This window comes from Phocaeicola plebeius (assembly GCF_003437535.1).
GTDB lineage: Bacteria > Bacteroidota > Bacteroidia > Bacteroidales > Bacteroidaceae > Phocaeicola > Phocaeicola plebeius_A.
The window spans coordinates 43294-67402 of the sequence record NZ_QSQT01000011.1 but is presented as its reverse complement, the minus strand read 5'-3'; the positions used below and the strand labels follow the sequence as shown (position 1 = coordinate 67402).

The following is a 24109-nucleotide window of genomic DNA, read 5'->3' as shown; positions in this document are numbered from 1 at the left end:
GTTATTTCTTTACCACAATGTATTCTCCATATCCCTTGGCTGTGTTCACCGCATTTCGGAAACTTTCCCAGTCGGATGCTTCGTAGACCCGCTTCTTCAGGCGCAAGGATGTTTTCACCTGCAACTGGTTGCCGTTTTGGCCCATGTATCCGGTGAATCCGGCACCTGGCCCGTCCATCTGGTCCTGCTTTTCCTTTCCTTGCCATTCGTATCCTGCAGGAAGTTTCAGGTTTTCTTCCATTTCCACCAGACGGGAGCAGCCGTCCTTGAAGCCGTAGGCCCGTTTCTCCAGGCTGGTATCTATCCGCAGGTAGGAGAGGACTTGCGTGTAGAGGTTATTCAGTACGAAAGGTTTGAAAACCATTTCTCCCTGGTCGCCTTTCAGTGCATATTCCGGAATCTCGTAGCGGAACGTAATCTGGATAGGGGCGCGCTGGTAGTCTTTCGGTGTCCGTCCGTAGTCCACGCTTTTCAATCGGGCTTTGGGCGATACGTTCAGCAACTGGCGTTCCATGGTATGTGCCCATTCGCTCTGAAATCCGGTGGTGAAGATGCGGCGGATGTTGCTGTCGCTCTGTCCCTCAGCTTCGATGGTGAAGGTACCTTTCAACGTGCCTTTTTCATCGAGGGTGTTCTGTGCCTTGATACGTACGTAATGGTTTTCCGGGTCGGAGATAGGAGTCAGGCACAGGTCGGTGCCTTCCGGTGTGCCCGGCAGGTAATTTTGCTGCTGTTCGGCACTGCTCCACAGTTCCCGGCAGAAAGGTACCCACGTGGGGTCGAGCGGCATCATTGTGCCGTCACTGAGTTTCACTACGGCCACGCAGTGGTTGAAATGGTCGGCCGGAATGGTCTCCACCCGGCTGCCTGCCATGGTCATGGCCGGAAAGGCTTCGAATCCTGCCATCCGCAGGAACGCAATCAGTGTGCCGGCAATGTCCTTGCACACCCCGCAGCGGTCGGTATAATTCATCTTCAGGTTGTGCAGGGTGAATCCTTCTCCCTTTCCCATGGAGATACCTGCATAACGGATGTTGTCGGCCACCCAGTGGGTGAGTACCGCCACTTTTTCCAGTTCGGTTTTTTTACCCCGAATGAGTTCGTCTACTTTCTTCTGGGCTTCCGGAATGGCGGTGAAACTGCCGTAGTCTTCGTTGACTCCGTAGAACCAGCGTGACTTCTCTTTCCAGTCGGCGGTGGTAGACATCATCAGCTTCGGTGCGGCGTCATAGAAATCGACCATATTTGGTTCCCGACGGAAGGGTAGGATGGCATCTTTAGCAAAGGTATAGACTTTCCGTCCGTCTTCGTAGCGCATGGAGGAAGCGCAGCTGCCCTGATAGAACTGGAATTGCATTTCTTTTTCGGCCGGCAGACTGACGCGGTACACTTTGCGCAGGGTGGGATCGGCCGACCAAAAGGGCACGATGTCGTAGAACTGTCCGCGCATGGGCGGGATAAAGCGGGAGTCGTCGCCTGACTGGGGTGCATCACTCAGCAGGGCATACGTGAATCCTTTCTTGTCGATTTCATAGTCGATGATGTCGCCCGGTTGCAATGCACCCAGTTCCAGCATAATCTGGCGGGCTCCCCAGTAGATAGCTCTGGCCGGAGCGGCGTAGTCACAGGCCTTGGTTACATCGACCGATGTATATGTTCCGTCGGCATGGTAGATGGTCACTCGCTTGAAAGTAGCAGCTGCCGTCAGCGGGTCGTAATCGTATTTCAGTATCCGTTGCTGCAAGGCTCCGGCAGTTGTCTGCACCCGTACAGCCCGGCAGACCGCAAACGAACCTTGTCCGGTGGGTTCCACCGTCACACTGGTACTGTCTAGTAAATTCACACAAGGATAATCGGCATATTGTTTATCCAAAGAAACTGCCCCGTCGTTTCTCCACGACTGGGCATGTACGGCCGTCCCTCCTCCTATCAGGATGGCAGCACCTACAAAAAATAGTTTTGTCTTTTTCATATTTTTCTGATAGATTGCCTGGTAAAAAATAACGGTCTTAAAGGTAGGTATTCTTGTGTAGCTGACCTAACGATTAAGGGATTTATTTTTGATAAATGTCTCTGTAATTGGGAAGGGATGGAGTTATTGATAAAAGGTATGATTTCCAAATTTTGGAGACGGTTTTTAGTTATTAAACATGAAATGGAAGAGAAATATGCAGTAAAGTCGTATTTCTCAGAGAATTTCCTAAATTTGCAACAGACGAACTGTAAATTTGAAGACCGAAATGAGGGCAGTTATACAAAGATGGATAATCTGTTTGTGCGGAGGGATGCTTTTTCCTTTTGCCGAAGCGCAGGTTGTGCAGCGGGGGGTGGTGCTGGAAATGAACAGTGGAAACCGTCCGCTGGCAGGGGTGGAAATCAGGGCGACCGGTGCGGCTTCGTCCGACAGTGACCAGGAGGGGCAGTTCGTCTTGTCATTTGTATCTTCTCTGCCGGGCGACCCGTTGCTGCTGGACGGGGTATATAAGAAAGGTTTTGAAATGGTAAACCGGGAGAAGGTGGATAACTGGAACCTTTCGTCGGATGCGGTGCTGAAAATCGTTTTGGGGCGTACGGAGATGATTGATGCACTGCGGAAAAAATATTATCAGATAGGTGTCTCTGCCAGTGAGCGGGAATATCATGCAGCGCTGGTGGAACTGGAGACTCGCCGGAAACTGCAACGGCTCACTGACGAGGAGTATGTCCGGAGGGTGGATTCTTTGTCGCAGGTGCAAGTGACCTTGAAGCGAAGACTGGAGGTGTATGCCATGAGGTTTGCCCGCCTGAACCGTGATGAACTGGAACGAACAGAGCAGCAGGCGCTGGAGTTGCTGGATAAGGGTGACATGGAAGGAGCTATCCGCTTGTATGAGTCCATGCATACGGATTCAGTGCTGGCACAGCGTGTGGCCGGAAGGCAGGCTGCCGATGCGGATGTGCAGCTTTTGCTGCCTTCATTGGTGCACAGTTTTGAACTGATGCGGCAGACGGGCGATGTGGCGGGCTGTGATTCGGTGGCCCGCTTGATTTTGGAAGCAACACGGGAGATGGCTCCACGACTGACCGTGACGGAGTGGATGTGGAACAGTGGAAAGAAAGAGTCTGCCATCGACCGATATGGCCTGCTAGTCAAGGAAGCGCAGACGGTGGCCGAGGTGGAACAGATAGAGGTCAGTCTGCAACGTTGCAGGCAGGATGTGAAGTGGCCTAAGAAAATAAAGGAGAAACTGAAATTACTGGAAGAACGGATTCTAGCTCGTCGTAACTGGGCTCGAATCAAAGAAAATAGTTGGAAAAATGAGAAGTAAGCTGGTAAAGGTTTTTATTGCATCGTCGGCTGAGTTGGATCAGGACAAAACGATGTTTGATGTGTATTTTTCGGACAAGAACAAGCTGTATCGGAAAAAGGATATTGAGTTTGACCACCGCACCTGGAAGGATTTCTGCAGTTCGCTGAACGACGGTCGCCTACAGGATCGCTACAATGCGTACATCCGTGAATGTGACCTGGTGATTTTCTTGTTTCACACACGCCTGGGAAAATATACGCGTGAAGAGTTGGAAGTGGCTTTGGCTGCTTTCCGGGAGAATAAAGAACGTCCGCAAATCTTCATTTATTTTAAGGAAGAAGGTATTGAGGATGAGGCGCTGACCAATTTCAAGCAATACTGTGAGCATACATTGGGTCACTTCTGCGATGTGTACACTACACCGGAAGACTGGCGGGTTAAATTTGACCGTCAGTTGGCTATACTGGAGCAGGAAGGAGTAATTCGTGTTCCATCAACCGAGGAGAAAATGCTGTATAGACTGAAGTTTACCTTGTCGTATGTAGTAGCTCCGCTGATTGTGATGTGGCTGGCATTTAAGGCTTTCTTCTATTTTACCCCAGTAACTACGACGGTTTGCCTGAGCGATCAGACAGTTTCCGCACTTCCATTTGAGGGGGCGGACATTACGCTGACTTATTCCGACAAGAGCGAGACCTGCCACGTGGACCGACTGACCGATGAAGCGATTTTCAAGGAGATACATTCCCGTTATCTGGGTACTCCGGTGCAGCTTTCAGTCACTGCTAAAGGATATGAACCAGTGGACACGGTGATGGAACTGGAAAAGAGACTGGTGGTAAACATACGTCGCGACAAGAGTCTTTCAGTAGTGTTCGGCACCGTGAAGGATGAAGCGAACCGTCCGCTGTCAGGCGTGACCATACAGGTGATCGACTTACAGACTGTTTCGGATGAAATGGGAAATTTCCGTTTGTCGGTTCCTCTGGACAAACAGCAGGTGCAGCAGCGGGTACAGGCCTTCAAGAAAGGATATGAATTATGGGATTTCACCGGTCCGGTGTCCGATAAAATCCCATGGAAAATCATTCTTCGCAAATAAAAGTTACTTGGTATAGAGCCCGTTGCTGTGGTATTCTTTCAGGGTGTACAGCAGTAGGGCATCATTCGGCTGGGAGCCTGCCTTGTATTCCAGCCCTTCCTTCAGCAGTTCCTGTGCTCCCGGTTGTGAAAGTTTGCTGAGCAAATCGCCCTTGGCCAGCTTGACGACAATAGGGTAGGTGGCGAAATACTGCGGAAATAGTGCTTTCATCTCCTCGGCTATGGCGGAAGCTTCTTCCAGGTAGTGCAGGGCCTGCTGGTTATCGCCATTCTGATAGTAGTTCACACTGATGTTCATCGTGATGAGCATGTAGTTCGTTCCTAACTGTGCTTTGTTTTGTGCATATAGGTCTTTCATCAGTGTGTAGGCTTTTAGTTGTTCCTTCAGTGCCTGCTTGTATTTTTTCAGTTTGCTATAACCCAGGGAAAGGTTGTTGTAGGTGCTGCATGTATTTGCTTTGAGTTCGTTGTTGTGGGGATATTTCTTCAGTTCCTTTTCCCGTCCTTCTTTTACGCGTTCCAGGTATTTCAATCCGAGTTCATAATATCCGCCGCATACCAGTGCGACTCCCATGCTGCTTTCTACACTCAGGTTTTGGTATCCCCAGGCCGATTGTATGGAATAGAGGGCATCGAGTTCAAGAGCTTCCTGGGCGGCTTCCTGGTTTTTAGATTCTGCAATCAGTACATCAATGTATTTGGCTCGTGCATAAAGATTTTCCTGGGTAAACTGGGAACTGCTGGATTCACTTAGTTTCTTGGTGTATTGGTAGGCTTTGACCAGGCTGCGCCGTTCTTCTGGCTGGTTGCCTTTTCGCGAATAATAAGTGGAATACATCATCTCCAGATTGTGCAAGGCGTTGATTTTAAAATCGGGTGAAAGAGAAGTGAACTCTTGTTCGATTCTCGTTCTCAAAAGTTCTGCTCTTTCTGGGAATGCGTCGGTTTCGGAATCTACACTCAGTTGCAGGTAGACGATGTATCGTTGCAGGAACTCAGCTGCTTTGGTAATCGGATTTTTCTGGTAAAGTACTTCTGCTTTTGTGTATGCCTCAGCAGCTATTTTATAAGCATCTTTCATTTGACCGGCATTCATAGCAAAATCCAGTAGCATATCCAGGTAGTTCAGTTCGATGGAAATTCTCTTTTCCTCGTCAAGGTCGGGGTCGTTGAGGCTGATTTCTTTGATTTTTGCTGCAGTCTGACGGGCCTTCTCCAAATCTTCCTTTTGGGAATAAAGCCTCATCAGTGAAGTATAGGAATCTAGAAGAGAACCTTTCTGTATCCGGATAAACAGCTGATTGTCACTAACGGCTATTTGTTCTTCAAGGTTTTTGATATTGCTCAAATATACCTCTTCTGCCTGTTTCCATTCATGTATGGCTTCGAGCAGGTAGGCCGTCTGGTGAAGCGTGATTTGCATTACGGCCAGATAGTCGCCCGATGGCATGGCTTCTTGTGCCTGTTGCAGGATTTCGAGTGCCTGCTGGTTGTATTCGAAGGCCTTGGAGTAGTCTTTTCGGATATTGGTGGCAATGAGTGTCTTCAGATTAAGAACCTGAATAAGCGATTTTTCATCGAATGCCAGTTTCTGACAGCGGTCTGCCCATTCTTCCAGGTCTTGTTCTCCTAAGGTGATTTTTTGTAGGACGTATTTTAGGACGTAGGAAAATCGGTCGGGCAATATTTCTGCAATCCACTTGTAGGTGTCATAAGCTTTCTGCTCATTTTCCTTTCCTCCGGCCAGTGCACACAGGTCGGCGTAGCGATACATGCGTTCTGCCAGCAAATCAATGTCTTCATCGGCTTGTGTGCGTTGCTGTAGCTTTTGGCGGGCCTGAACAATCAAGCCGGAATTGTTATATAATTCTATTGCCTCTGTCAGTTTGCCATCCTCTACCAGTTTCAGCACTTGTTTCTCTATTTGGGTTATATCGTCGGGGTTGATTCGGGCAAATTTCTCGGCATACTTGTCCAGCATGTTCATGAAAGTGTGGTTTTCTTCTGCCAGTTCTTTCAGTCGTTGGGCTCTTTCTGCTTGCGTAATTTTCTGCTGGGCGTACAAATGGTTGATTTCCTGTACTGTCTTATTGCGAAGCTTGGAAAAATGTGATATGGCAATGGCGTAGTAGTGATTCTTTTGTTCTTCGATGGTACCTTCCGGGGCCATGACAATGTCCAATGAACGCTTCTCTGAAAGAATCCAGCCGTTGAGCATGTCGCTGTTGACGACTTCGTACCCTTTCTTGTAGGCTTGTGGAGAACTGATAGCTGTGCCTGCTTTGTGATTCAGAAAATGAAAGCAAAATTCCCCATTATTGTCTGTATCAGTAGCAGGTGCACCGATGGCCATTAGTTGTACTCCGGGCAAGGGGGTATGTTGTGAGTTGAAAATGCGTACGTTGCCTTTTTGTGAAACTTGCGCTGAAAGACTGACAGAAATTAGCAGTGCCGTACAGAAACAGGTAAGAGATGGTGTGTTTATCATAGATTTCAGTTTTATTGTGTGTGATGTCTTTTGAAAATGATTTGACTGTGGATAAAGATAGGCATTATTTGTAAAACCGGTAATAGTCGGCTCTTATTTTTTTGAACGACAAGAGATAAGTGGTATAATTTTCAGTATATTTGTTGGAGGCATTGTTTATTTAAATATAGAAGATATATGAAACACATCCTGATTCTTTTGTGTGCCCTGCTGGGCCTGGGCAGTTGCCAGAGTGGTAACAGCACTGAGATAGACAACCGGACGGTACAGACGTTCGACGTACCGCGTTTTATGGGGAAGTGGCACGAAATAGCCCGTTATGACCACCGCTTTGAAAAGGGCATGACCCGTGTAACGGCCACATATACCTTGCTTTCCAACGGACGCATTGAGGTGCTGAATGCGGGATACAAAGATGGAAAGTATAAGGAAATCAAGGGAAAGGCCAAACAGCCCGATCCGAACGACCCCGGCAAGTTGAAAGTTTCGTTCTTCCTGTGGTTCTATGCCGATTATTACGTGCTCGATATTGACCCGGACTATCGCTACGTGCTGATAGGCAGTAGCAGCGATAAGTATCTCTGGATTATGAGCCGCGAAGAAACCCTGCCCGACGAAGTACTTCAGGAATTGATAGGTAAGTTGCGCCAGCGCGGGTATGACACGGACAAGTTAGTGTTTAATAAATGAGAGGATATGGGAAATAAAAGAGTCCCTCTGCTTCACATTGCAGCGAAAGCAGGGGGACTCTTATTTATTTCGATAAAGAAGTCAGGTTTGTTTTTCAGGCCCTGAATCCAATGCGACGGATGGGCTGCGGTTCCAGTTTCACTACCTGCTTGCCGCGGAGACGATTACCTGCCTTTACGACATCTTCCTGGGTGATAGTACGGAACAGGAAGGTATTGTCGGGAATAGAAGGTTGCGACATGATACGCTGGGCCATGCATTTGATGATACCCTGCTCAATCAGGTTGTGCAGCCAGCGTCCGTTGCCGAAATACTCATCGCGCTGGGCGGTGGCTTCCACAATCAGGGTATACAGTTCCTTGTCCGCTTCGGAAGTCAGTTGGAAATTGCGTTTCTGCAAGAGACGGTGTGCCATTTCCATCAGCTCGTCCGCATTGTAATCGTCAAAGTAGAACTGGAGAGGGAAACGTTCCTGCAAGCCGGGGTTGGTACGGAGCATCTGCTGCATCTTGTCCTCGTAGCCAGCCAGGATGATAATCATGTCGGGATTGGGTTCTGAGAGCACAGTGAGCAGGGCGTGAATCACCTCTTTCCCGAAATCTTTCGTTTCTTGTTTCGTGGTAATCAGGGTGTAGGCTTCGTCGATGAAGAGTACGCCTCCCCGGGCTTCCTCAATGGCTTGCCTGATGTGTTTTTCTGTTTCACCAATGTATTCGCCCACCAGTTTTGTGCGGCATGTTTCTATGGTATGTCCGCTGGAAAGCAGCCCCATCTGGTGATACAGCTGTCCGATGAGTTTGGCCACCGTCGTCTTTCCTGTACCGGGATTGCCTAAGAACAGCATGTGGTGGCGGTTGTCCAGTTCCGTGTCGAGACCTAATTCCATACGCCGCTTCATGAAGGCGGCCATCATCCGGGCCTCCTGCAAGTCTTCCTTCAGGCGGGTCAGTCCTACCATCTCCTGCAGGGCTTGTTCGGCATCCGATGGCATGTTGTCTTCGGGCAGGGGACTATCTTCTTCGGTATGCGGAAGCGGCTGTTCTTCATCAAACGGTAAAGGAAGATCATCTACCGGAAAGGCTTCGCTTGGGTCATCGGTTTCCGCCTTGTCGGGTGTATAGATGGTGTTCTCTTCCGTAAAGATGCGGCTCATTGCTGTGCTGCATCTGCGCAACTGATAGGTACTGTCCATTGTGCCGTAGAAGATGAAGATAGGGCCAGAAGAAACTTTCTGTTCCATCAGGTTTCCTAACAGGTCGAGCAGGTTGGATTCCTGTCGGGTGTACTCCTTGTAGGGCACTTCCACCAGCACCACTTTTCGGGTGTCCATCTTCTCTTGTAGGACTTTCCATTGCAGGGAACCCTCCAGCAATTCTTGTAGGGAGAAATGGTTGCAAAGAGCGGTTTGCTTTTCACAAAAATGAAGGGCCAGCAGGCGGGCGGCATATTTGCGAGCCTGATTGCCTGAAACAAGCAGGTGAGGTACGGCAAGCTGATGGCTGTCGAGCGCATACAATGTTTCGAGGAACTGCCGGATGAGGTTCGAGTCACATTGTTCCTGGTGCATCCAGGAGAACAAGGGCAGGAAACAGAAGGTCTCGGCAAAGTATTTTTCTTCAGGGCGGGTCTGGAAATCCTCCACCTCGGTCTTGTCCCAGCATTCGTAGCCGGAATAGAGTTCTAAGAGTGTCCATCCCACCGGGCGTCCGTTGCGGTAGACATAGATACGGTAGAGTCCGGCTTCCCATTCTTCTTCAGAGAGGATGTCGAACCGTACTTTTCGGGACTTTTTCCCTTTCAGTGAACGGGTATCACAGCCCAACAGGCGGTATTCGCAGGAATACACCCGGATAGAAAGTTCCTGGGCATCGGTAAAACCATCGGGATGAGAGATTTCCACGGCGAGGTGGTTGTGAGCATATTCGGGAGCACAGAGATCTTCAATAAAGGTGCGTGTAGCACGTAACATAACATTTTTCATATACAACAAACGAATTTTAAAATGAGAAAATAGAAATAGATAAAGATAGAAGCTTACGGACACTGAAGGTCCGTAGCAGCGTAAATTCCCTCTCGTTTCCCCATCGAAAGAGAGGTGCGCGGCTAGTACGTCAAAGAGCACAACAATCCCGGCCTCCTTGTCGGAAGCAATAATTCATTCGATTCCTATGCTGAGAAAAATCCGGTCAGGACCTCAGCGGAACGTAACGAAAACTTTGTGTGTGACATCTTTAACGATCATTTGTTGTATCTAAATCAATGTGCGATGAAAACCGCCTTGTGCGCATTTTCGGAACAAATATAAGCATAACTCTTTAATTAACGAAGAATTAGGGAGGAAAATCGTTCTTGTGGCAAAAATAATTCTCCTCGCGACCGTTGGCTCATTAAGGGATTATCCTTACATTTGAGTAAAGATAAAAAATGAAGGAATATGTCGCACACGAAGTTTAATCTGCAACGGTTTCTGGATGCGCAGGAAGGCGTGTATCCTGTGGCATTGAAGGAAATCAGAAATGGAGGTAAGCGCAGCCATTGGATTTGGTATATCTTCCCTCAGCAGAAGGGGCTGGGCTATAGTTACAACTCGGAGTTTTATGGACTGGACGGGGAAGAAGAGGCCCGGGCTTATCTGGCACATCCTGTATTGGGTGTCCGCCTGCGGGAAATCTCCCATGCCTTGTTAGGTCATCGTGGCCATCGTACGGTGCGGGAACTGATGGGGTCGGAGGTGGATGTATTGAAACTGCATACTTCGATGAAGCTGTTTGATAAGATTGCACCGGGAGAGGTGTTCGGAGAAGTGCTGAAGGCGTATTTTTATGAGTGAAAGGAGGAAAAGGCATGAAGAAAATCCGAATAACCGTAATGCGAAAGGCGTGTTACCGGGATTTAATGGAGAAGTATGAGAATCCCATCGAACATGCGTGTGACATGGAAGAAGGGCAGGTGTTCATTGCTAATGCCTGGGAGAAGCCTGAGGGACTTTGTGAGAGTGCATGGCAGAGCATGTCGCCTTTCGTGATGGCACTGGCTCATGGGGGAAGCAATTTTTATGACGGCTGGATGAAGAACGAACGTTCGGCTATGATTTCGTGCAACGACGGTTTCCGTCCGGTGAGTTTCCTGATAGAAGTAATCGATTAATACAGAAGAATATGTTAGCTTATACGTATATGGAGCACGGCCGTTTCTCACTGATAGAGAAGCCTGTGCCCGAACTGAAAGACCCGAAAGACGCCCTGGTGCGCGTCACGTTGGGAAGTATCTGCACCAGCGATTTACACATCAAGCACGGCAGTGTGCCGCGTGCTGTACCGGGTATTACGGTGGGGCATGAGATGGTGGGCATCGTGGAACAAGTAGGAGCGGAGGTCACTACCGTGAAGCCGGGTGACCGGGTGACGGTCAACGTGGAGACCTTCTGTGGGGAATGTTTTTTCTGTCAGCACGGATATGTAAACAATTGTGAGGACCCCGACGGAGGATGGGCACTGGGTTGCCGTATCGATGGGGGACAAGCGGAATACGTGCGGGTACCGCATGCTGACCAAGGACTGAACCGTATTCCCGACGGAGTGACGGACGAGCAGGCACTTTTCGTGGGCGACATCCTGGCCACTGGCTTTTGGGCTGCCCGTATCTCGGAAATTACGCCCGAAGATACGGTGCTGCTGATTGGAGCCGGACCTACAGGAATCTGTACGTTGCTCTGTGCCCGGCTGAAACATCCGCGTCGTCTCATTGTATGTGAGAAATCAGAAGAGCGTATCCGTTTCGTGCAGACCCATTATCCCGAGGTACTGGTCACTACGCCGGAACAGTGTCAGGAGTTTGTGAAAGCTCACAGCGCGCATGGAGGAGCCGATGTAGTCATTGAAGTGGCCGGAGCCGATGATACCTTCCAGCTGGCTTGGGAGTGCGCTCGTCCGAATGCCATTGTGACCGTCGTGGCTTTGTACGATCGTCCGCAGGTGCTTCCCTTGCCCGACATGTACGGCAAGAACCTTACCTTCAAGACAGGCGGGGTAGACGGTTGCGATTGTGCCGAAATTCTCCGGCTGATAGCAGAAGGAAAGATTGACACTACGCCACTCATTACACACCGCTTCCCGCTTAATGAGATAGAAGAAGCTTACCGCATTTTCGAGAATCGTCTGGATGGGGTGATTAAGGTGGCGATAACTGAAAAAGTCGAGCTTTATGCAGGAGACACGGACTGGCAGCGTATTGCTCGGACCAAACAATCTGATTTCCGTCGGAATTGTTTGCAGGTGGGATGTGAGGCCAATTCATTGAACAGGCAGGATGGTACGAAGAACTATTATGGCAATGTGCTTCAGGAAAAGGATGCCCGGAAAGGATTGAATTTCTACGAAGGTTTCCGGAAAGAAATCTTGTCTGCCATAGGGGCGTACAGACAGCCGTTATGGGCTAACTTACTCCGTAGTGAACATATTCCGTGGAACTTGTTTTTCCCGATGGGACTTACTTCTCGTGCGAAAGAAGCGTGTGGTGAACTCTTGAGGGAACTGACAGGGCTGGAAGTGAAGGAGGTGACCTGTATCCGGGTTGAATATGCTCCTTCTTCTGCAGACACTACAGATGGATGGCGCTATTTGAATGACGGTACCTCGTTTGACTGTTATATTGCGTACAAGGATAATTCGGATGCTTTCTGTGGAATCGGTATAGAAGTAAAATACACGGAAATGGCTTATAAGTTGCAGTTTGGCTCGTCTGAATACAAACATACTCGAGAAAAATTAAGCGAAGAATACCTTCGTGTTACTCTTCAGAGCGGATGCTATCATACGGTTTTGGCTGCTACTGACGAAGAGGCTTTTCCAAAGATTCTGATAGAAGATGATTACCGTCAGTTGTGGCGTAATCACATGCTTGGCATGTCGATGCTACAGCATTCAGACATCCAACATTTCTTGTCGGTGCATTTGTATCCTTCCGGGAACAAACACTATGAGAAGGTGCTTCCTGAATACGAGCGTTTGTTGACAGAGAAAGGCCAGAGCACCTTTCTTCCTCTTACTTATGAGCGACTGTTTGAAGCAATGGGACATTATGTGTTTTTCTCTTGCGAGAAAGACAGAAAGTGGAAAGAATATTTGCGGGACAGGTATTTGTACTGAGAATCTGAAAAGGAATTATGAAGAAATCTTTAATAGGAGCCATTGGAGAACAGATGGTTTCAGTGAAATTGATGCAACAGGGATGGAATGTGTTGAATGCTAATGCTTCTATTACGAATTTTGAATCCATAGATTTGGTGTGCATAAATCCCGAAACAGATGAAATATCCCTTGTTCAGGTCAAGACTCAACTGGGGCAGAATCCTAATTTTAATGTAGGATGTACGATTCAGAAGGTGGATACCTTGTTGGAAAAGATTAAAGGACCATGGGTATTCGTTCAGGTTATCGGCGAAGGGCTTGATATGGAATTTTATTACTTTATCCTTTCGCGACAGGAAGTAGCTGACTTGATTCTTACTAGTAATGAATGGTACCTCAACGATTGGAAAAGGACAAAAGAATTATCGGATAATTGTACTGTAAACTTGAAACTGAAGTGGTTGAAAGGGGAAGGAGAGTCAGAAACGCCATTACATTCTGCCTACGTTTGCAGTTTGGATCATGATTCAGAAAATTGCTGGCAGAAATTATGGGAATAATGAGAATCTGAATAAATGTTGTTTTAAAATATACAGACTATGCGAAAGAATTTTGGAGTAAAAACATGGTTGTACCCGATGCCCGTATTTATTGTGGCAGCGTACGACGAGAATGGAAACCCCAACGCCATGAATGCGGCGTGGGGAGGAATCTATACGGATGACATGGTGGGTATCTGCCTGGCCGAAGGACACAAGACGACCCAGAATATTCTGGGCACGAAAGCCTTTACCGTGAGCATGGCTACAGCCGACCATGTGGCAGCCTGCGATTATGTAGGGCTTGTCTCGGGAAAGAAAGAGCCGGATAAATTTGCCAAAGCCGGTTTCCATGCCGTAAAATCGGAGTTTGTGAATGCGCCGGTCATTGAGGAACTACTCATGACACTGGAATGTGAGCTGGTTTCATACGATCAGGAGAGCAATCATCTGGTAGGCCGTATTGTCAACGTGTCGGCAGCAGAAGAGATTTTGGATGAAAACGGACAGATTGACCCTGCCCGTCTGAAACCGATTACGTATGACCCGATTCATCATCACTATCTGGTGATAGGAGAGAAGGTGGGTAATGCCTTCTCCGATGGGAAAGCATTGAAGTAAAATATAGGAGGCTGTCTCAAAATGTACTGCACCCCAAAAGTTTTGTGTCTAACTTTTGGGGTGCAGTACATTTTGAGACAGCCTCTTTTTCTATGCATTAGGAGTTTCAGTAGCAATAGGGGTTATGCTCCTGTCTGCGCTGCCTCTTTCAATTGAGATTTTAGTTTTTCCATATCTTCTGGAGAAGTTGCCGATTTGAATTTGATTTCTCCATCCTTCCCGATAATCACGCAACGAGGAATGGAAAGTGCTTTTTGTGCGTTGCCGAAGGTTGTGTATATTTCATCCTTAAACGCTTCCTGCACGCGTACATGCTCGCCCATCAGGTCATAATGTGATGCCATCTTGCGCCATTTGGCATCTTCTTCCAGGCGGTCGATGGAGAGATACAGCAGTACGATGTCGTTCGCTTTGGCATACTCCTGTAAAGGTTTTACATAGGCGAAAGAAGCACGACAGGGACCGCACCAAGTTGCCCATATATCCATGAAAATAACCTTTCCTTTATATAAGTCGGTAATGTCTTTGAATGTCTTGGCGTTGTCTATATTAGGGAAGTGGATGTAGTCGGGCATTTTAGCTTGATTGAACGCCTTGTTCTTGGCAATGGCCTCATTTATCAGCGGCTGCCATTTGCTATGTGGATACAGTTGCTTGAATCGTTCTTCCAGCGGAAGTATTTCTGGGTCGTATTTTTCCTCGTTTGCGTCCCTCAGGAAAAGTAGTGCCATGGCCGATTCCTGCGCCTGACCCGTAAGGTTCTTTTCGATGTAATGGAAAATCAACTTATTGGGATTTTTTTTCAAGTCTTCGTCTACCGGTTCTTCTTTAGTGTAGTAGGTAATACCGGCATTGTTATAGACTACTTCATGGAAAGCGGGCGAGAAAGTGCTGGCCGGGTGATTTACCCGACAGAATTCCATCATCTTTTCCCATTCCTTGAGCCAGCTTTGCTTGGTGGCTTCGGAATAGCGGTAGGCAATGCCGAAAAGCTGGTTTTGGAAGGCCCACATTGTCTGTATGCGTGTATTCTGGCAGGCTTTTTCATATAAATCCTCATCCACGCCTTTCATCTTTTCATCTAAGGCTAATACCGCATCCTGCAACTTTCTGCTGACTTAAGTAGCTAGGGTGTCCTGGGTAACACTCCACTTGTCGCCTTTTCTTGAAAGTATATCAAACACGTCTTGCCCCAGTTCGTCCATTAGCCTTGACACTTCCATATTCTTTTCATTCTTGCCTTCCAGAATAGAGATGGGATGCGTGGCTGCGGCATCAATTTGCAGGCGATAGTTTCCGCCGTCGGCAATGAAGGAACCTAAATAACGCTTTCCCCACAGGAATAGGCGTATCTGTTCGTATCCGTTGCTGGGGAGTGTGAGACTGAACGTGCTGTCCGTATTCAGCTTCAATGTATCCTGAGATTGCGAATTAAACATTCCGTCGATGGATTTCTGATAGATAATTGTGCCTCCGTCTAAATTTTTTACCGAGCCTGTAATCTTTATTTCGTGTGAGTCGGTGCATGAGGCAAATGTTCCTGCAAGCACACTGAGTGAAAGGAATGCGATGTGTTTGGCTTTCATATACTATAGAGTTTAAGTTTTATGGCATATTATGTTGTTTAGTCCAAAGGTAAGGAATTTTTTGTTTGGGACTATAAATCTCATCCGGAATCTATTGCCGCCTTGATTTCAGCCTGCCAGATTAGGAATTGCGGCAGATAAATCTTACCTTTGTGTGTACGAAAGGATTAAAACGATACGGCCATGAACAGACTTTATCCGGTAGGCATACAGAATTTCGAAGATCTCCGCAGCAGGGGATATATTTATGTAGACAAGACTTTGCTTTTATATAATCTGGTACAGACAGGGAAGTATTATTTCCTGAGCCGTCCCCGACGGTTCGGTAAGAGTCTGATGATTTCTACATTGGAGGCTTATTTTCTGGGAAAGCGTGAGCTGTTCAAAGGGCTTGCCATGGAAAGTCTGGAAAAGGACTGGACGGTGCATCCGGTGCTTCACATGGATTTGAATACGGAAAAGTATGATACGGAAGCAAGTCTGGAAAACAAGCTGGAGCTGACGCTGAAGCAGTGGGAAGCAGAGTATGGCCATAACCCGGATGAGTATTCCGTGGCGACCCGTTTCGAAGGAGTTATTCGTCGGGCTGCGAAGAAAATGGGACAAAAGGTGGTGATTCTGATAGATGAGTACGACAAGCCCATGCTTCAGGCCATTACAAATCCGAAATTGCAGACAAAATTCCGTAATACGCTCAAAGCATTCTATGGCGCGCTCAAGTCGTGCGACGGCTCCATTCATTTTGCTATGCTGACGGGCGTGACGAAGTTCAGCAAGGTGAGTGTGTTCAGTGATTTGAATAACCTGATGGACATCTCCATGGACAACCGCTATGCTGAACTCTGCGGTATCAGTGATGCTGAACTTCATCAGTATTTTGACGAGGATATTCATTCGCTTGCCGATACATTAGGCGTAGATTATGCCAAAGCTTGTGAACTGCTGAAGGAAAACTACGACGGTTATCATTTCTGCTATAAGTCGGTAGGCATGTACAATCCTTTCAGCCTGCTGAATACCTTTGCTAAGAAACAGATAGGCAGCTATTGGTTTGAGACGGGTACCCCGACTTACCTGGTAGAACTGATGAAACTTCATCATTATCCGGTGGAAGAGATTGAACACATCGTAACCAGCGGTCCGGTGCTGGATTCCATCGATGCGGCTTCTACCGATCCGGTACCGGTCATCTATCAAAGCGGTTATCTGACCATCAAGGACTATAACGCGGAGTTTGAGAACTATACCCTCGGTTTCCCGAACCGTGAGGTGGAGCAGGGGTTTCTCCGTTTCTTGCTTCCTCACTATGCGTCTGTAAGCATCAGCAAGTCTCCTTATGAAATCCAGTGCTTTGTGGGTGAGGTTCGCAAGGGTGATGTGGATGGTTTCCTGAGTCGTTTGCAGACTTTCTTCGATGATACTCCTTATGAACTGGCCCGTGATCGTGAGGTACATTACCAGAACATTCTTTACATCGTGTTCAAGCTGATGGGCTTCCACACCGAGGTGGAATACCGCACATCGCGTGGTCGGGTAGATTTAGTGCTCAAGACATCCAATTACATCTACGTGATGGAGTTTAAGTTGAACGGTACCGCTGAAGAAGCCATGCAGCAGATAGAGGAGAAGGGCTATGCCTCTGCCTTTGCTTCCGATAGCCGGAAGGTGATAAAGGTGGGAGTAAACTTCAGTGACGAGACACGAAGCATTGAGCGGTGGATTGTTGCGTGATTGAAATAGAATATTATAAAAAAGGGGAAGCGGCGTATCGATGTGCTGCTTCCCTTTTTTATATACCATTAGTCAGAGTCTTTTATTTCCCTCCAAAAAACTTCTTCCGGTAATAAGAATCCGCCGTATACAGTACTACTGTCGGGTTATTACCCGTCACACGGTCCTTGGTCACGAGGGTGGTGACGTAGGCATCCGAGTATTTGTAGAACAGGCTGTCGTGCCCCACGCAGAGACCGATGACCACGTTCAGGTCGGTATGTGCTTCGTTCAGCAGACGGGCTTGCAGAATCGGGTTGCACATGGCGGCACCGATGCTTTCACATTGTGCGGGGATACCCATCGACGTTTTGGGCTGACCGGCTACCTTGCAGATGACCGAGTAAGCCTCGAAGCCGTTGGCACGGAGGATACGGGCAAAGATACGGGCTTCACGGATGAGGCCGATGCAGTTGGCAATGCCGATGCGGTGCGCACCGATTTTCCGGGCAAATTCCATGATTTCCTGCACGCGGGTCCACTGGCAGTAGCCTTCGTATTCTACTTCCGCACTGGCAATCATAATCTCGCGGTTGCGTCCCTCGTCGTAACGCTCCAGTGCCCACTGGCGGTCTTCCTCCTTCAGATTTTCCGTGGGACAGAAATCAGGATAGGTGCGGTCCTTGTATTTGCAGTTCTGTGTGCCGCAGTCCACACAGGTTGGTATTGTTTCTTTTTCCATAAAAGCGTGTGTGATTGGTTAAACAGAGGGCAAAGATACGAGATTTCTTTCCAATTGGTAGACAGAAAACCGCATTTGGTGGATTCTATTTTTTAAAATTGCAGGTGACTTCTACATTTGTTTCCGATTAGTTTTCATTTAAATTGTAAGTAAGATGAAGAAAATTGTGTGGATGGCCTGCGGAATGGCCTTGATGTGTGCACCTTTGAGTGCAAGTGCGAACGTCCGCTACGATGACCCGCAGGAGAAAGTGCAGAAGAAGGAAGTGCCCAATCCGGAGAAGGCGGCTCAGCGACGGACCGACGAGATGGATAAGGCACTGAACCTGACGGAGAAGCAGTACAAGAAGATTTACAAGTTGTTCCTGAAGGAAGAAAAGGAAAAAGTGGAAGCCATGATGCAGCGTCACCCGGGAGGAATGAACGGACTGCCTCCCATGGCTGGAAGGCCCCCGATGGGGGGAGGACGCCCTCCGATGGGAGGTGGAATGCCACCGCAGGGTGGAGGATTCCCCGGAATGGGAGGATTTCCGGAAGGCATGAGTCCGGAAGAACGGATGAAGGAGCATGCCGAGAAGATGCAGAAGGAGCAGGAAAAGCGGGAGAAGAAAATCCGTAAGATTCTCACCGAAGAACAGTATGCCACCTGGCAGACCGTGAAACCGCAGCCGCAGGTATTGCCTCCGATGCCGGAAGGTGAGAGACCGGGGCTGGGACCTCGTGGACCGGAGGAAGAGGAAGCTCCGTTGCTCGATACGGCAGCCGAGTGAATGGGATACCTGATTTTCCCGCGGGGTGATTCTTGGAATGTGCGGCAGATGTCGTAACTTTGCGGTTCATTCAAAAAAGTCTACGTTATGCCCGTTATCGAAATCACCTCGCTGGAGCATCCCGGAGTGGAAGTGTTCAGCACCCTGACCGAAGCCCAGTTGCGCAACCGCATTGACCCGCAGCGGGGCATCTTTATCGCCGAAAGCCCGAAAGTGATTCGGGTGGCGCTGGAGGCCGGCTATGAACCTGTGTCCTTGCTCTGTGAGCGGAAGCACCTTACGGGCGATGCGGAGGACATTGTGCAGCGCATGGCGCATCTGCCGGTCTATACGGGCGACCGGGAACTGCTGGCCCGGCTTACCGGTTATACGCTGACGCGAGGAGTGCTGTGTGCCATGCGGCGTCCGGCTCCGCGTCCGGTGGAAGAAGTATGCCGTGGAGCACGTAGGGTAGTGGTTATTCATGGGGTGGTGGATACCACCAACATCGGGGCTATCTTCCGTTCGGCAGCTGCACTGGGTATCGATGCCGTACTGTTGACCACGGATTCGTGCGATCCGCTGAACCGTCGGGCAGTGCGGGTGTCGATGGGGTCGGTGTTTCTGGTGCCCTGGACGTGGGTAGACCGTCCGCTGGAGCGATTGAAGGAATTAGGCTTCCGTACGGCAGCCATGGCGCTGACCGACCGTTCCGTACCGCTGGATTATCCGCCGCTGAAGGAGGAACCGCGACTGGCCCTGGTGATGGGTACCGAAGGCGACGGACTGCCGGAAGCAGCCATCGAGGGAGCGGACTATGTGGTACGTATTCCCATGGCACACGGGGTAGATTCGCTCAATGTGGCAGCTGCTTCGGCTGTAGCTTGCTGGGAGTTACGATGTGGTGAGAACCATTGAAAAATACGGAGTTTATACTCCGAAAAAAAACTCCTTTACGCTTGAAATAAAACGTAAAGGAGTTTTCAGTAAAACGTCCTTGCGTTATCATTGAAACGCAAAGGCGTTTTTCGAGGGTCAGATTTCGTCCGGCCAGGGGCACGGTTTTCCGGTCTTTTTGAACGATGGGCGCTGTGCACCGGAGCTGCGGAGGAACTCGCCGAGGTTGGCCGAGAGGGATTTTACTACGTCCGGATAGCGTTCGGCTAGGTTGTGCTTCTCGCTGATGTCGGCCGGAATGTCATACAGTTCCTTCTTGCCCGTTTCGTAAAAATAAATCAGCTTCCATTTTCCCTGACGTACGGTGCAGGTTGCGCCGATGCCCGGGCCTTGTTCGCCCCACAGGTTCGGACAGTTCCAGTAAAGGCTTCTGCCTTCCGACGGGTCGCCGGTCTGCTTGAGCAGGGGCACGAAGCTTACGCCGTCCACGGTCTGCGGTGCCTTCCAGTCGGTAATGCCGGCCATTTCGAGGATGCTGGGGAAATAGTCTTCCACGATGACATACTTGTCGCAGCGGGTATTGGGTTGAGCTACGCCCGGCCAGCTCACAATCATCGGTTCGCGGATACCGCCTTCGTAGGCCGAGCCTTTTCCGCAGGTAAGCGGTGCATTCTGTGTGTAGAGCGGTTCATCTCTCCATTCCTTACCGGTGGCATATCCTCCGTTGTCACCACAGAACAGGATGATGGTATTGTCGGCTTCTCCGTTCTTTTCCAGCCAGTCCATGATGTCGCCCAGACTCTTGTCCATGCCTTCGATGAGGGAGGCGTAGGCCGCTTCCTTGTCCGACATGCCTTTCTTCTTGTACTTGTCATAGAAACGCATATCCTTGTCGATAGGGATGTGGATGGCATAGTGAGCCATGTAGAGGTAGAACGGCTGGTTGTATTCCTTGGCCTTGTCGAGGGCTTTCAGGGCTTCCTGTGTCAGGGCTTCGGTGACAAAAGTGCCTGTTTTCCAGTATTTCTCCAGTCCCGGAATTGACATGAGCGAGGTGGGGTTACCTTTCTCGTCGTGTCCGTAGTTCAGTTCACTCAGGTAGGTAGCCAGTCCGCCTGCTGCATGGCCGGCAATATTCGTTTCAAAGCCGAAGTGACAGGGGTTCTCTCCCGGAGTGTCGATGGCTCCCCAGTGTGCCTTTCCGCAATGGATGGTGTGGTAGCCGCTGTCTTTCAGGTATTGCACGAACGACTTGGCCACGAAGGTGTGGTTCGTGCCTTCCACCTGCGCAATGCCGTTGTAGTTCCAGTCGGGAAGTTGCAGCACCTCGCTCTGGGCATCGGTGGTCTTGTTCTTCTGCAAGGTCCAGTTGGTCACCCGGTGGCGGGCGGCGTTGGCTCCGGTCATCAGACTGCAGCGGGTGGGCGAGCTGATGCTGGAGGCGTAGGCCTGCGTGAACATCATTCCCTGACGAGCCAGACGCTCCATGTTAGGGGTTTCGTAACGTTCGTTGTACATGGTTTTCTCTGTCCAGAAAGGCAGTGAAGTGTCCTGCCATCCCATGTCGTCCACCAGGAAGAAAATGATGTTCGGACGTGGGTCGGGACGGTCGTTAGCCAGGGTATGCAACGGGGTGAGCACAGGGGCTATCCCCAGAAGTGCTAAAAGATTTTTGTTCATAATATCTTTCTTTAGATTAAGGATTTACGTGATAAACACTAAAGTTTCGGATGAGGGGCTCAGCCGTGCATTCTTCTACTACCAGACGGAAGGATTTAGCCTCTACGGCAGGGAAGGATTCAATGCGCTTGTGCCCCACGGAAGTACCTTTGGCCACGGTAGTCCACTTGCCGTTCACCTGGGCTTCTATCCGATAGGCACGGATGCGTTCACCGCCGGTAATGTCTTCCTGAATCTGGTAATAGTTGACGGGCTGTGCCTTGCCGAGCGAGAGCGATACTTTCTTCTTGCCGGTGGCTGAAGTTTTTGCTAGCGGCTGGCCGAAACGGCGGTGGATTTCGGCACCCCATTCCTGCAGGCGGCGCACGTCACCTTCCGGAATCAATCCGTCGGGATTCGGGGTAAGTCCCACCATCAGCGTGGCATTGCGGCCGACTGACTTTTCGTACATTTCCATCAGGTTGGCTAACGGATAGACGGCCTTGTTGTCATCACCCGGTTCCCAGAACCATTCGTGGCGTCCGTTGTATCCGCGCAGAGGTGTGTCGGCCATGGCAGGCACCCAGAACTTGCCGTTGGGATCGCCGTGTGCCAGCAGCTTGTTGTGGTCGGTCACTCCGTCAGTGGCGTTGCTGTGACTGTACGGGTAGGGGAAGCTCGACCAGCAGGGGTAGCCTACGGTACCGCTTTCTGAACCGCCCCAGCGCAGGTCGGCACGGTTCACGTTGTGATAGAACAGGCAGTTGGGCTGGTACTTGTTCACGATGGGTTCTACATCGGGACCCATTCCTTTCGGGTCGTCGGCACCGCCGTCAAACCAAATCATGAAGAGTTCGCCGTAGCGGGTGCAGAGTTCCGTCACCATCTTTTCGCACAGGCGCTTGTACCACTCCTGGCGGTTGCGGGCAAACTCGCCTTCGCCTTCTGCCTTGAAGTTGTGGATACCCAGCAGGGAGTTCCAGCGGATGCCGATGTAGATGCCCGGCTGCACACCGTACTTGCGGCAGGAGTTCACGAAGTCGCGCACGATGTCACCCTTTCCGTCGCGCCATTTCAGGGCCTTCATGCAGTAAGGATTCACGTCGCTCTGCCACAGTCCGAAGCCGGTTTCGTGGGTGGCAGTGAGGATGGCAAACTTGGCTCCGGCAGCCTTGGCCGACTGAATCCACTGGTCGGTGTTGAGCTGGTCGGGATGGAAAATGTTATAGTCCTCAATCGGGTTGATGCGGTTGTTACCCTGTCCGTACACCAGTCCGTCGAATACGTGCAGGTCGTAGTGGAACACCACGCCCAGGTCGGCTTCGTGCCATTTAAGCTGGTGAGGAGCCGGGCGGGGACCTTCGTAGTCGGTATTACGGGCTGCGGTAGTGGTCGCGCAGAGGGCGAACAGTGTCAGTAGTGTCAGTAATGTCTTTTTCATATTCATGGTTTCAAGTATTTTTCAAATGGGTCATGGGTCTGTTCGAGCCATGAAGAAAGAGTTCGTTTCAGTGAATCACAAAGAGCCGGCTGGCTTTCCGCAAGGTTGTGCAGCTGGCTCGGGTCGTGAAGCCGGTCATACAGCCATACGTGCGTGGGCTGGCCTTCTTCCACCTCTGTCACATACGTGTAGCGTGCGGTGCGGATGCCGCGTCGGCCGGAAGTAGAATCCGAAGGCACGCAGAAGTAATAAGGCTGGAAAGCCTCCTCAGGCGTTTGTATTTCCTCGTTTAGCAACAGTGGCCCCCAGTTGTGTGTCTGTACGGATGCCGGTATCTGTGCTTCCATTCCCATGAGCGAGAGCAGGGTGGGATACAGGTCGGCAAACGCCATGGGCAGGTCACTCTTCTGCGGATGCAGCTTGTCCTTCCAGCAGCAAATCATGGGGATGCGCATGGATTCTTCGTAGAACACGTTCTTGCCTTCTACTCCGTGTCCGCCCATGCAGACGCCGTGGTCGGAGGTGAAGACGATGAGGGTATTGTCGTACACACCGCAGTCTTTCAGGGCCTGGACGATGCGTCCCACATGTTCGTCCACTCCGGTGATGCAGGCGTAGTAGTTGCGGATGTTTTCGCGGAAGTAGTCGCCTTCAGGAGTGCCCTTTTCCGGAATGTAGGGCAACTGTCGGGCCAGTGCTTCCACATCGAGCGAGTCGTACAGCCGTTTGTAGGTTTCGGGCACCAGTTCGTAGCCCGTATGTGGGGGATTCATAGACACCACCATGGCAAAGGGAGGGTCGGTTTTTGTGCCTTCCGTACGGATGAACTCGATGGCGCGGTCGGCCTCGTAGGCTGGTCCCCACTGGTTGACGTAGTAGAACTCCTCCCGTCCGGATTTCGTATCCCAGTACATCGGTTTCAGGTGATTGTCGTACGTGCCGTAAGCAATCCATTTGTCGAACCCGTGGCGACGTTCAGGCGGACACCATTCGTTCCAGGCCACTTCTCCCTTGTTGTTGTACGTATCCACGTAGGGGCGGTACGGGGCATCGAGATGCCACTTGCCGATGTAGGCCGTGCGATATCCTTCTTCCTTCAGCACGTCGCTCCAGCATACAGCCTCTTTCGAAAGCTCCACGCCGTAGGGGGTATTCTGCGAGTTGCAGTTGCCCGTCACACCGTTGGTTGCCGGATACATCCCCGTCATCAGCATGGCCCGTGCGGGCGATGATACCGGATAGCTGCTCACGGCATCGGTGAAGAGGATTCCTTCGGAAGCCAGGCGGTCGAGGTTCGGAGTCTGTACGGGTTCCTTTTCTATGCATCCCATGGCATCGCCCCTGAACTGGTCGGCCATGATGAAGACCAGATTAGGACGTGAGGGCTTGGATTCCGGGCGGGAACATGCCGAGAACGGAAGCACGGCGCCTAAGGCAGAGGTATAAACGAGTAGTGTCAGTTTCATAT

20 protein-coding genes and 1 pseudogene are annotated in these 24109 nt (G+C 50.1%); 12 read left to right on the top strand and 9 right to left on the bottom strand.

Going from position 1 to position 24109, the window contains the following annotated elements:
- Position 1: 1 nt before the first annotated feature.
- Positions 2-1972, bottom strand: coding sequence for a DUF3857 domain-containing transglutaminase family protein (locus DXD04_RS07230; RefSeq protein WP_117672170.1), 1971 nt, complete (start codon positions 1970-1972; stop codon positions 2-4).
- Between the two features lie 268 nt (positions 1973-2240).
- Between DXD04_RS07230 and DXD04_RS07225 the strand changes: the two genes are divergently transcribed.
- On the top strand, positions 2241-3308 hold the full coding sequence (locus tag DXD04_RS07225) for a hypothetical protein (protein ID WP_259299532.1): 1068 nt from the start codon (positions 2241-2243) through the stop codon (positions 3306-3308).
- A complete protein-coding gene (locus DXD04_RS07220; protein ID WP_117672168.1) occupies positions 3298-4392 on the top strand; it encodes a peptidase associated/transthyretin-like domain-containing protein in 1095 nt (364 codons plus the stop codon). Before DXD04_RS07225 ends, DXD04_RS07220 begins: the two co-directional genes overlap by 11 nt.
- A gap of 3 nt (positions 4393-4395) precedes the next feature.
- Here DXD04_RS07220 and DXD04_RS07215 read toward each other — a convergent pair whose 3' ends face one another.
- Positions 4396-6879: a tetratricopeptide repeat protein gene (locus DXD04_RS07215; protein ID WP_117672166.1), complete on the bottom strand. Its 2484-nt coding sequence runs from the start codon at positions 6877-6879 to the stop codon at positions 4396-4398.
- A gap of 177 nt (positions 6880-7056) precedes the next feature.
- On the opposite strand from DXD04_RS07215, the gene DXD04_RS07210 reads away from it, so the two are divergent.
- On the top strand, positions 7057-7569 hold the full coding sequence (locus tag DXD04_RS07210; protein WP_117672164.1) for a lipocalin family protein: 513 nt from the start codon (positions 7057-7059) through the stop codon (positions 7567-7569).
- A gap of 94 nt (positions 7570-7663) precedes the next feature.
- Here the strand turns inward: DXD04_RS07210 and DXD04_RS07205 are convergent, their stop codons facing one another.
- Positions 7664-9550, bottom strand: coding sequence for an AAA family ATPase (locus DXD04_RS07205; RefSeq protein ID WP_117672162.1), 1887 nt, complete (start codon positions 9548-9550; stop codon positions 7664-7666).
- A 453-nt stretch (positions 9551-10003) separates the two neighbouring features.
- Between DXD04_RS07205 and DXD04_RS07200 the strand changes: the two genes are divergently transcribed.
- The 6 genes and pseudogenes from DXD04_RS07200 to DXD04_RS07180 all read left to right on the top strand — a co-directional run bounded on the left by DXD04_RS07200 (position 10004) and on the right by DXD04_RS07180 (position 13858).
- On the top strand, positions 10004-10399 hold the full coding sequence (locus tag DXD04_RS07200) for a DUF1810 domain-containing protein (RefSeq protein ID WP_117672160.1): 396 nt from the start codon (positions 10004-10006) through the stop codon (positions 10397-10399).
- A 14-nt stretch (positions 10400-10413) separates the two neighbouring features.
- Positions 10414-10716, top strand: a complete 303-nt coding sequence (locus DXD04_RS07195) for a TIGR04076 family protein (RefSeq protein WP_117672269.1) — start codon at positions 10414-10416, stop codon at positions 10714-10716.
- A gap of 11 nt (positions 10717-10727) precedes the next feature.
- A pseudogene (locus DXD04_RS07190) lies at positions 10728-11762 on the top strand (alcohol dehydrogenase); the annotation flags it as partial.
- On the top strand, positions 11736-12716 hold the full coding sequence (locus DXD04_RS17090) for a PGN_0703 family putative restriction endonuclease (protein ID WP_369684229.1): 981 nt from the start codon (positions 11736-11738) through the stop codon (positions 12714-12716). The pseudogene DXD04_RS07190 and the gene DXD04_RS17090, both read left to right, overlap by 27 nt.
- 17 nt (positions 12717-12733) lie before the next feature.
- A complete protein-coding gene (locus tag DXD04_RS07185; RefSeq protein ID WP_117672159.1) occupies positions 12734-13258 on the top strand; it encodes a YraN family protein in 525 nt (174 codons plus the stop codon).
- 39 nt (positions 13259-13297) lie between these two features.
- Complete coding sequence (locus DXD04_RS07180; RefSeq protein WP_117672157.1) at positions 13298-13858, top strand: flavin reductase family protein; 561 nt, start codon at positions 13298-13300, stop codon at positions 13856-13858.
- Positions 13859-13980: 122 nt separating this feature from the next.
- Here the strand turns inward: DXD04_RS07180 and DXD04_RS16880 are convergent, their stop codons facing one another.
- Together DXD04_RS16880 and DXD04_RS16875 are read right to left on the bottom strand one after the other, a co-directional pair.
- Positions 13981-14922 carry a TlpA family protein disulfide reductase gene (locus tag DXD04_RS16880; protein WP_259299531.1) on the bottom strand — a complete coding sequence of 314 codons (942 nt, stop codon included), beginning with the start codon at positions 14920-14922 and terminating at the stop codon, positions 13981-13983.
- A gap of 54 nt (positions 14923-14976) precedes the next feature.
- The gene (locus DXD04_RS16875) at positions 14977-15444 is read right to left on the bottom strand and encodes a DUF4369 domain-containing protein (RefSeq protein WP_259299530.1); all 468 of its coding nucleotides are present in this window, start codon (positions 15442-15444) and stop codon (positions 14977-14979) included.
- Between the two features lie 183 nt (positions 15445-15627).
- On the opposite strand from DXD04_RS16875, the gene DXD04_RS07170 reads away from it, so the two are divergent.
- Complete coding sequence (locus tag DXD04_RS07170) at positions 15628-17175, top strand: ATP-binding protein (RefSeq protein WP_117672156.1); 1548 nt, start codon at positions 15628-15630, stop codon at positions 17173-17175.
- An 82-nt stretch (positions 17176-17257) separates the two neighbouring features.
- On the opposite strand, the gene DXD04_RS07165 is transcribed toward DXD04_RS07170, so the two are convergent.
- Positions 17258-17896: a DUF1847 domain-containing protein gene (locus DXD04_RS07165; protein WP_117672154.1), complete on the bottom strand. Its 639-nt coding sequence runs from the start codon at positions 17894-17896 to the stop codon at positions 17258-17260.
- 154 nt (positions 17897-18050) lie between these two features.
- Between DXD04_RS07165 and DXD04_RS07160 the strand changes: the two genes are divergently transcribed.
- Positions 18051-18665 (top strand): DUF4890 domain-containing protein, encoded by a 615-nt coding sequence (locus DXD04_RS07160; protein ID WP_117672152.1) that lies wholly within the window; start codon positions 18051-18053, stop codon positions 18663-18665.
- 87 nt (positions 18666-18752) lie between these two features.
- A complete protein-coding gene (locus DXD04_RS07155) occupies positions 18753-19562 on the top strand; it encodes a TrmH family RNA methyltransferase (protein ID WP_117672150.1) in 810 nt (269 codons plus the stop codon).
- A 117-nt stretch (positions 19563-19679) separates the two neighbouring features.
- On the opposite strand, the gene DXD04_RS07150 is transcribed toward DXD04_RS07155, so the two are convergent.
- The 3 genes from DXD04_RS07150 to DXD04_RS07140 are packed head-to-tail and all read right to left on the bottom strand — an operon-like array spanning position 19680 to position 24107.
- Entirely contained in the window at positions 19680-21221 is a 1542-nt protein-coding gene (locus tag DXD04_RS07150) for a sulfatase (protein WP_117672148.1), read from the bottom strand.
- A gap of 16 nt (positions 21222-21237) precedes the next feature.
- On the bottom strand, positions 21238-22641 hold the full coding sequence (locus DXD04_RS07145) for an alpha-L-fucosidase (protein WP_117672267.1): 1404 nt from the start codon (positions 22639-22641) through the stop codon (positions 21238-21240).
- A gap of 2 nt (positions 22642-22643) precedes the next feature.
- The gene (locus tag DXD04_RS07140) at positions 22644-24107 is read right to left on the bottom strand and encodes a sulfatase family protein (protein WP_229035330.1); all 1464 of its coding nucleotides are present in this window, start codon (positions 24105-24107) and stop codon (positions 22644-22646) included.
- Between the last annotated feature and the right edge of the window lie 2 nt (positions 24108-24109).

What these genes read in the sequence shown, in the direction of transcription:
- DXD04_RS07230 (WP_117672170.1), bottom strand. Translation starts at nt 1,972, where the DNA reads ATGAAAAAGACAAAACTATTTTTTGTAGGTGCTGCCATCCTGATAGGA.
- DXD04_RS07225 (WP_259299532.1), top strand. Translation starts at nt 2,241, where the DNA reads ATGAGGGCAGTTATACAAAGATGGATAATCTGTTTGTGCGGAGGGATG.
- DXD04_RS07220 (WP_117672168.1), top strand. Translation starts at nt 3,298, where the DNA reads ATGAGAAGTAAGCTGGTAAAGGTTTTTATTGCATCGTCGGCTGAGTTG.
- DXD04_RS07215 (WP_117672166.1), bottom strand. Translation starts at nt 6,879, where the DNA reads ATGATAAACACACCATCTCTTACCTGTTTCTGTACGGCACTGCTAATT.
- DXD04_RS07210 (WP_117672164.1), top strand. Translation starts at nt 7,057, where the DNA reads ATGAAACACATCCTGATTCTTTTGTGTGCCCTGCTGGGCCTGGGCAGT.
- DXD04_RS07205 (WP_117672162.1), bottom strand. Translation starts at nt 9,550, where the DNA reads ATGAAAAATGTTATGTTACGTGCTACACGCACCTTTATTGAAGATCTC.
- DXD04_RS07200 (WP_117672160.1), top strand. Translation starts at nt 10,004, where the DNA reads ATGTCGCACACGAAGTTTAATCTGCAACGGTTTCTGGATGCGCAGGAA.
- DXD04_RS07195 (WP_117672269.1), top strand. Translation starts at nt 10,414, where the DNA reads ATGAAGAAAATCCGAATAACCGTAATGCGAAAGGCGTGTTACCGGGAT.
- DXD04_RS07185 (WP_117672159.1), top strand. Translation starts at nt 12,734, where the DNA reads ATGAAGAAATCTTTAATAGGAGCCATTGGAGAACAGATGGTTTCAGTG.
- DXD04_RS07180 (WP_117672157.1), top strand. Translation starts at nt 13,298, where the DNA reads ATGCGAAAGAATTTTGGAGTAAAAACATGGTTGTACCCGATGCCCGTA.
- DXD04_RS16875 (WP_259299530.1), bottom strand. Translation starts at nt 15,444, where the DNA reads ATGAAAGCCAAACACATCGCATTCCTTTCACTCAGTGTGCTTGCAGGA.
- DXD04_RS07170 (WP_117672156.1), top strand. Translation starts at nt 15,628, where the DNA reads ATGAACAGACTTTATCCGGTAGGCATACAGAATTTCGAAGATCTCCGC.
- DXD04_RS07165 (WP_117672154.1), bottom strand. Translation starts at nt 17,896, where the DNA reads ATGGAAAAAGAAACAATACCAACCTGTGTGGACTGCGGCACACAGAAC.
- DXD04_RS07160 (WP_117672152.1), top strand. Translation starts at nt 18,051, where the DNA reads ATGAAGAAAATTGTGTGGATGGCCTGCGGAATGGCCTTGATGTGTGCA.
- DXD04_RS07155 (WP_117672150.1), top strand. Translation starts at nt 18,753, where the DNA reads ATGCCCGTTATCGAAATCACCTCGCTGGAGCATCCCGGAGTGGAAGTG.
- DXD04_RS07150 (WP_117672148.1), bottom strand. Translation starts at nt 21,221, where the DNA reads ATGAACAAAAATCTTTTAGCACTTCTGGGGATAGCCCCTGTGCTCACC.
- DXD04_RS07145 (WP_117672267.1), bottom strand. Translation starts at nt 22,641, where the DNA reads ATGAAAAAGACATTACTGACACTACTGACACTGTTCGCCCTCTGCGCG.
- DXD04_RS07140 (WP_229035330.1), bottom strand. Translation starts at nt 24,107, where the DNA reads ATGAAACTGACACTACTCGTTTATACCTCTGCCTTAGGCGCCGTGCTT.